Genomic DNA, 7,836 nt, shown 5'->3' on the forward strand with positions numbered 1-7,836 from the left:
CCCGCCCACAAGAAAAAACCCCGCAGACGTTAATCTGCGGGGCTTTCGAATATGGAGGCCGAGGTCGGAATCGAACCGGCGTAGACGGATTTGCAATCCGGAGCATAACCACTTTGCTACTCGGCCTCTGATGAGTTTCGGAGATCGTTGATCTCTCTAACTCTTTGAAAACGTTGAGATTTTTATTTCTCGTCGCTTTCGATGGACGCCATTATGCGTGCATTCACCCATGCTGGCAACCCCCTGATTTAAAAAAGTTTTCGTCCGGGAATCGGGCGGTTTTTCCCCAAGTAACCGCCCTGCTCCAAGGGTTCGCGTCAGGCTGCGGCACGCTGGCCGCTGGCGCGGCTGACTTCGAACAGGCCCACCAGTTTCTGCAGCTTGTTGGCATTGAGGCGCACGGTCTCGGCGCTGGCGTGCAGGACGCTGACGGTCTGGTGCATTTCCACCGAGGACTGGTCGACTTCCTTGATGGTCCGCCCGTAATCCAGGCTGCGCTGGTTGAGCTGCTGGATGATGCTGAACATGTTTTCCACAGCCTGGTGCAACTGCACGTTTTCCGAGGATGCCTGCTCGGCCAGGCCGAGGCTCTGGTCGACGTTCTTGACGCCATCTTCCATGAAGCCAACGGCCTTTCGGGTTTCGCCTTGCAGGCTTTCCACGGTCAGGCGGATTTCTTCGGCGGCGCTGGAGGTGCGGGAGGCGAGGCTGCGGACTTCATCGGCAACCACGGCGAAGCCACGGCCATGCTCACCTGCCCTCGCCGCTTCGATGGCGGCGTTGAGGGCCAGCAGGTTGGTCTGGTTGGTGATGTCGCTGATCAGACCGCTGATCTTGCCGATCTCGGCCATGCGACTGTCGAGCAACTGCACGCTGGACGCCGAGCGCTCGACCACGTCGCGGATCGACTGGGTGCCCTCCTGCACAGTGTGGAACTGTTTGCGCGCGCGCTCGACCACTTCATCCATGGCCTGCTTCATTTGTTCGGCACCGGCGGAGGCCTGCTGGATCTCGCCCAGTTGTTCTTCGACGATGACCATCATGCGATGGATGGCGTCAGCCACTTCCATCGAGGTGCTGCTGGCCTCTCGGCTGCGGCCGAGCATCATCTGGTTGGTGGTGCCAACGCTGTGGCTGGCCTTGACCACTTGCCCGACCACCGAATCAAGGTGATCGATGAAACTGTTGATCCAGCGGCCCATGTCGCCAGTCTCGTCATTGGCCATGCGCGAGGTGTCCAGGCGCTGGCGCAGGTTGCCTTCGCCTTCGGCAATGGTGCGGATGACGCCGGTCATCTCGTTGAGGCGCACGGCCAGGCGTTTCGGGCCGAGGGTGCTGAAGATCACGGCGGCGATCACCAGGCTGCCGGCCTCGCACAGGTCGATCAGGTGTTGGGACAGCCCGCTGTAATGCTGGACCAGGTAGTTGCAGGCGAACAGGCCGAGCATGGTCGCCAGGTACGGTTTCATCAGGCCGTAGCTGAGCGAGCGGCGGCGATAGACCTCTTCCAGGTCGGCCTCGCACATCATGCCCCAGCGGTCCGGTGAGCCCGGCATCTGGAAGGTCACGCCCTTGCCCACCACCGGGATATGGCGGTAGTCGGAATAGCCCGGGTAGGTGACGAACAGGTTCGAGCCATTGCGGATGGTTTCGCGCACGCCGGGGTGCAGTTGCTGGGTCGCAGGATCGGTGAAGCGCAGTTCCAGTTCGGTATGGCGCTGCACCTGCACGGTCTTCCACGCGGTGTGCACGCCGCTCTTGAGGTTCTCGCCATGGCTGAAGGTGCCGTCTTCGAAGCGCGAGCGCGACAGTGCCACGCCCGGCTGCAAGCTCGGGTCGAAGCGCGACTGGACCATGAACAGGTAGTTGTCCCCGGACTCGGCGAAGATGTGCCCGGCCTCGCGCTGGATCAGGTCGCCCAGTACGTCGTTGGGCACCCGCCCGCAAAGGCAGCCGAGCACTTTGCCCGCCACTTTCACTGGCTGGTAGAACATCAGCGTCACTTCGTCATGGAAGCGCGACGAGGATGGGCCGATGGCCTGGGTTAGCGGATCGCTATAGGGCCCGTGCAGGAACGGCGCTTTCAGGCCTTCGGCGAGGGCTGCCGGGTTGACGCTGCGGCGGTCCTGGCCGTTCCAGGTCGAAGCCAGCAGCTTGCCCGCAGGATCGAGGACGAACAGTTCGGAAAAGTCCTCGGCCTGTTGCAGTTTTTCCTGCAGGGCGTGAGGGTCGATGCCGCTCAGGTCGCCAAGGCCCTGGGCCAGTTCGGCCAGGTGTTCCCATTGTTCCAGGGCCCAACTGTTGAGCAGCTTGACCCGGGTTTCTGCGATGGCCTCGAACGTCTGTTCGATGACCGGATAAGCCGAACGGTTGACCCGGCAGGCCCAGCCCATCGCCAGTTTGCCGGTCTTGCCAAACCACGGCAGCCAGCGACGCTCATCCCCTGATAAATGCATGGAGTTGCTTGTAAGCGACATAGACCTCTCCAATGACGACATTCCAATGGATTTTGAGAGGCAACTACCAGGCCAACTGAAAGCTTGCTAACTAACTGAATGGTTTAAGGATGGCTTTCTGCTATCGATAAACCCGAAGATGAGAGTGACTCTTGAACAGACTTAAAACAAATGCCCCAAACAGGGGCATATCGTTATCGCCAGTTGTCATAAAGGTGCAATAAAACGCTCTGGCTCAGGCCCCTGCGGCCAGCGGCCAGTCCGTTGCGCGGCGACCGTAGTCGGTGGCTTCGGCGCTCGGGTGGGTTTCCCGGGTCATGAACAGGCCGAGACGGGCGGCGCGGGCGATAGCTGCAACCTTGTTCTGCACGCCGAGTTTGAGGATGGTGTTACGCGCATGGAAGTTCACCGTGGACTCCGACAGGTTGAGGATGTCGGCCACTTCCTCGGCCGTCTTGCCCGTAGCCGACCAGCGCAGCACTTCAATCTCGCGCTCGCTCAGGTGCAAGGTCTGGATCTTGCGCTTGAGTTCATCCGCCTGGTTCATGTGGATCAGGTTGCACAGCAGCAAAACCTGCCCGGCCTTCTCGTACCACTCCTCGTCAGAGATACCACCCTTTTCGCGGGCAACGTCGAGGATGCTGAACACCCCTTCAGAATGAGCCCCTTGGGACCAGCCATTACACAGGCCAAACGCCTGGGCGTCCTCCCACATGCCAGGAGCCGGCCGAAAGAATTCTTCGGTCCAGAAGATCGGCATGATCGAGCGTCGACAATGGTCGATCCGCGGATCGGTATCGATGTATTGCCTGCGTTTGTAGTTCTGGATCCAGCCCGCTGGAAAGGTGCTGTAGAGCAACGGACGGTGATCGAAGCTGGTCCAGCAAGTGAAGCCGAAAAAGTCGAACCCCAACTGCAACACCAATTGGTGAAGAGTTCCAAAACGCAGCGTAGGGGAGATTTCTTGTACCAAAACATTCAAGGCATCGGTACTGAACGGCATGATGGCAAAACCCCTTGATGAGCGCCGGGCTCCCTCCCAGATGCGCTGCGGGTGTTAAAAGTATGGTTGACGAGCTCTGAGGCTAGTTGCAGGGCTGCCAGGTCACAACCGGATATTGGTGATATATCCAAAGCATACCCGGGTGTACGAACGGCTCTGGAACGAGGGTTCGCCGAGTGCCAGCGGGTGCTGGCGCAAATGTTTCACGAGTGAACTTCTGTTCACGCACGCTGTAAAGCCTCGCGGCAGCCCCTCGACGGGGCTGCCGCGAAAGGCTCAGACCTTGAACTTGGAAATCATCACGTTCAGTTCCACCGCCAGACGCGACAGGTCCTGGCTGGCAGCGTTGGTCTGGTTGGCGCCGGTCGAGGTCTGGATCGACAGGTCGCGGATGTTGACCAGGTTACGGTCCACTTCCCTCGCTACTGACGCCTGTTCCTCGGATGCGCTGGCGATCACCAGATTGCGCTCGTTGATCGCGGCGATGGCCTCAGCGATCACCTTCAATGCTTCATCGGCGGCCTGGGCCACCACCAGGGTGCGGCTGGCCTGGCTCTGGCTGCTGTGCATGGTGCTGACCGCACGGTGAGTGCCGGCCTGGACGCCGCCGATCATCTGCTCGATTTCTTCGGTGGACTGCTGGGTGCGGTGCGCCAGGGCACGAACCTCGTCGGCAACCACGGCGAAGCCCCTGCCCGCCTCGCCGGCCCGCGCCGCCTCGATGGCAGCGTTGAGCGCCAGCAGGTTGGTCTGGTCGGCAATCGAGCCGATCACGTCCAGCACGCGGCTGATGTCATTGACGTGGTTGGCCAGGGTTTCGACTTCCTGGGCGGTGTCGCCCACATCGCTGACCAGGCTCTGGATCGAGGCCAGCGCCTGATCGACCTGGGCGCGGCCGTGCTGGGTGGTGTCGTCGGCACGGCGCGAGGCATCGGAGGTGGTCACCGCGTTGCTGGCGACTTCTTCGACGGCGGCGGTCATTTCGTTTACCGCAGTGGCCGCCTGCTCGATCTCGGCGCTCTGTTGCAACAGGCCGCGGCTGGTGTCGTCGGTCACCGCGTGCAGCTCTTCCGAGGCCGAGGCCAGGCGGTCGGACGATTCGGCGATCTGGCGGATGGTGGTGCGCAGGCGTTCCTGCATGGTGCGCATCGACTCCAGCAGCAGCGCCGGTTCGTCGCGACCGGTGACGATGATTTCCTGGGTCAGGTCGCCATGGGACACGCGGTCAGCCACCACCACGGCTTCGTGCAGCGGGGTGACGATACTGCGGGTGAGGATCGCGGCGATGGCGATCATGGCGGCGAGGATGACCACCAGGGTGATGGCGATGATCAGGATCGCCCGGTTGTACGAGTCATTGCTGACCTTGCCCGATTCCGCCAGGCCATCGTAGTTGTAGCGCAGCAGCGTGCCGAGTTCGTTCATCATGCCGTCGGCGTATTCCACCAGCGGGCCGTTGATCAGGTCGATGGCGTCAGACATGCGTTCGCCACGCACCGCGTCGAGAATCTGTTTCTGCAGGCCGTGGTACTTGTCGTAGGCGACCTTGAAGGCATCGTACAGCTCACGGTTGTGTTGGCTGTTGATGTTCTCTTCGTAGTATTTGAGGTTGCTCAGGATGTCTTTCTGGCGCAGGGCGATCAGTTCCAGAGTGTGCTGGCGATCACCCACGTCGCGCAGCAGAACGGAGCGCAATGTCAAGGCGCGAGTGCGGCCCAGGGCCATGCCGGTTTCGCTCAGGGCATGGCTGGTGGGTTGCCAGTAGCCGGTGATCTTGTCATTCGCCGAGTTCATCTTCTCGGCTTCGAAAATCGCGACGGCGCCCAACAGCAATACCAATACCGCCAGGATCGCGAAGGCAAAACCGGCTCTTGCGCCGATGGATAGATTTCTGACCCGCATTGACCTTTCCTCAAATATCCGCGCTGACCTGGGTGGATGCGAAAGCCAGACGGATTAAGCCTTGGAGCCCACGGGCACGGCGATACAGCGCCGGCTTGCGAGGGCGTGGTGCACACAAAGGCTTTGCCGCAATGCGCGGTCATTTTAGTTAGGTCGGGAGGCCCGATGAATCAAGCGCCGAGGCTAAGCCTTGGCGCCTTTAAATACTTGGCGATTCTACGGGAATGGCGAAATGATGGCAAACCCGGCCAGCGCTTGAATGGGGCGGGTTTTATGAGACTTTGGGCCTGATTTGTAGGTGCATATCGCGACGGTTCGGCGCCCCGACAAGCTCGCTCCTACAAGGGGCGGATCACCGCGCACCCTGTAGGAGCGAGCTTGCTCGCGAAAACCCCCTAAACAAACGCATCCGCGTAAAAATCCGCCTCCGCCAGATTCCGCTCCGCCACATAATCCCGCCGCGCCGAATCCACCACGATCGGTGCGCCACAGGCATACACCTCGAAACCCTTGAGGCTGTGGAAGTCATTGACCACCTGACGGTGCACGAAACCGGTCGCGCCCTGCCAGTCGCACGCCTCGGTCGGCTCGGACAGTACCGGGGTGTAGCGCAGCCACGGCAGTTCGGCTTCCCAGGCCAGCAATTGCTCATGCCGATACAGGTCTTCGCGCCGCCGCCCGCCCCAGTACAGGTACACCGGCCGACGGTTGTCGCCACGTTCGCGCAACTGCTCCAGCAACGCCTGGATCGGCGCAAAACCAGTGCCGCTGGCGAGGAAGACCATCGGCGCGTCGCCGTCGCGCAGGAAGAACGAGCCGAACGGCCCTTCCATGCGCAGGATCGCCTTGGGCTGCAACGCGGTGAATACATGGCCGCTGAACACACCGCCCGGCATATGGCGGATATGCAGTTCCAGTTGCTGGTCGCGGGCAACCGAGGTGGCCATGGAGTAACTGCGACGGCTGCCGTCCTTGAGCAGCACCTGGACGTACTGGCCGGGGAAGTAGTTGAACGCACTGCCCGGCGCCAGCATCAGGCGCAGCACGGCGACGTCGTGGCTGACCTTGTCGACGCTGGCGACGCGCACGCCCATCTGCTGGATGCTGATGCCGCGCAGTTCGGTGACTTCCGGGGCGTCGATCACCAGGTCGGATCTGGCCCGGGCGCAGCAGAACAGCGCCAGGCCCTGCTCACGCTCGGTTGTGCTGAGCACGTCGAGCGGGCTGTCGCCGTGGTCGACTTCGCCGCTGAGCAAGCGGCCCTTGCAACTGCCGCAGGTACCGGTGCGGCAACTGTGCTTGAGCATCAGGCCGTCAGCCAGAGCGGCGTCGAGGATGGTCTGGTCGGGGGTGACCGGGCAGCTCAGGCCGACCGGTTGGATATGCAGGGTGAAGTTCATGGTCTGGGCCTTGGTTGGGGTTTGTGTTTAGGGCCTGCGGGGCAGGCCAATCGCCGGCAAGCCGGCTCCCACAAGAATCGGTTGTGGGAGCTGGCTTGCCAGCGATGAGGACTAACGCCGAGCCAGCAGATCCAGCGCCACATCCACAATCATGTCCTCCTGCCCCCCGACCATCCGCCGCTTGCCCAGCTCCACCAGAATGTCCACGGTCTTCAACCCATACCGCGCCGCCGCAATCTCGGCATGACGCAGGAAGCTTGAATAAACCCCCGCATACCCCAGCGCCAGCGACTCGCGGTCCACACGCACCGGCCGATCCTGCAACGGCCGCACGATGTCATCCGCCGCATCCATCAAGGTGTACAGGTCAGTGCCATGGTTCCAACCAAGGCGCTCGGCAGCCGCGATAAACACTTCCAGCGGCGCATTACCAGCACCCGCGCCCATGCCCGCGAGGCTGGCATCAATGCGATCACAGCCCTCTTCCACCGCCGCAATCGAGTTGGCAACACCAAGGCTCAGGTTGTGATGCGCATGCATGCCGGTCTGGGTTTCCGGGTTCAGCACCGCCTTGAACGCCCGCATCCGGTCGCGGATGTCCTGCATGTTCATCGCGCCGCCCGAGTCAGCCATGTAAATGCACTGCGCCCCGTAGCTCTCCATCAACTTGCCCTGCGCCGCCAACTGCTCGGCCGGAACCATGTGGCTCATCATCAGGAAACCGACCGTGTCCATGCCCAGCTCGCGGGCGTATTCGATGTGCTGCTTCGAGACATCCGCTTCGGTGCAATGGGTAGCGACGCGAACCACACGGGCACCAGCATCGTATGCAGCTTTCAAATCGTGAACCGTACCGATGCCAGGCAACAACAGCGTGGCGATCTTCGCGTGGCTGACCACCTCGGCCACCGCCTCGATGTACTCAAGATCGGTGTGCCGGCCAAAGCCGTAGTTGAAGCTGGAACCCTGCAAGCCATCGCCATGGGCGACCTCAATGGAATCGACCTTGGCCTTGTCCAGCGCCCGGGCGATATCCCGCGCGTTATCGAGGGTGTACTGATGGCGCACCGCATGG

Annotated in this window: 5 protein-coding genes, 1 tRNA gene and 1 pseudogene; all 7 read right to left on the minus strand. The window is 61.7% G+C overall.

The features are described 5' to 3' along the window. Positions 1 to 52: 52 nt before the first annotated feature. Positions 53 to 126: transfer RNA gene (locus DM374_RS31790), tRNA-Cys, on the minus strand. Between the two features lie 191 nt (positions 127 to 317). Continuing rightward, on the minus strand, positions 318 to 2,477 hold the full coding sequence (locus DM374_RS31795; RefSeq protein ID WP_110973446.1) for a methyl-accepting chemotaxis protein: 2,160 nt from the start codon (positions 2,475 to 2,477) through the stop codon (positions 318 to 320). Between the two features lie 214 nt (positions 2,478 to 2,691). Beyond that, a complete protein-coding gene (locus tag DM374_RS31800) occupies positions 2,692 to 3,459 on the minus strand; it encodes an autoinducer binding domain-containing protein (protein ID WP_110973447.1) in 768 nt (255 codons plus the stop codon). Positions 3,460 to 3,735: 276 nt separating this feature from the next. Next, positions 3,736 to 4,608, minus strand: coding sequence for a methyl-accepting chemotaxis protein (locus DM374_RS34685; protein ID WP_450088434.1), 873 nt, complete (start codon positions 4,606 to 4,608; stop codon positions 3,736 to 3,738). Next, a pseudogene (locus tag DM374_RS34690) lies at positions 4,591 to 5,361 on the minus strand (MCP four helix bundle domain-containing protein); the annotation flags it as partial. The gene DM374_RS34685 and the pseudogene DM374_RS34690, both read right to left, overlap by 18 nt. Before the next feature lie 395 nt (positions 5,362 to 5,756). Next, on the minus strand, positions 5,757 to 6,761 hold the full coding sequence (locus DM374_RS31810) for a CDP-6-deoxy-delta-3,4-glucoseen reductase (RefSeq protein WP_110973449.1): 1,005 nt from the start codon (positions 6,759 to 6,761) through the stop codon (positions 5,757 to 5,759). 111 nt (positions 6,762 to 6,872) lie between these two features. Beyond that, positions 6,873 to 7,836: 4-hydroxy-2-oxovalerate aldolase (dmpG, locus tag DM374_RS31815; RefSeq protein ID WP_110973450.1), on the minus strand; the 964-nt coding region annotated here is incomplete at its 5' end.

This window comes from Pseudomonas huaxiensis, from assembly GCF_003231275.1.
GTDB lineage: Bacteria > Pseudomonadota > Gammaproteobacteria > Pseudomonadales > Pseudomonadaceae > Aquipseudomonas > Aquipseudomonas huaxiensis.

Excerpts from the sequence above, each read along its gene's own strand:
- DM374_RS31800 (WP_110973447.1), bottom strand. The coding sequence starts at position 3,459 with ATGCCGTTCAGTACCGATGCCTTGAATGTTTTGGTACAAGAAATCTCC.
- DM374_RS34685 (WP_450088434.1), bottom strand. The coding sequence starts at position 4,608 with ATGCGCACCATGCAGGAACGCCTGCGCACCACCATCCGCCAGATCGCC.
- DM374_RS31795 (WP_110973446.1), bottom strand. The coding sequence starts at position 2,477 with ATGTCGCTTACAAGCAACTCCATGCATTTATCAGGGGATGAGCGTCGC.
- DM374_RS31810 (WP_110973449.1), bottom strand. The coding sequence starts at position 6,761 with ATGAACTTCACCCTGCATATCCAACCGGTCGGCCTGAGCTGCCCGGTC.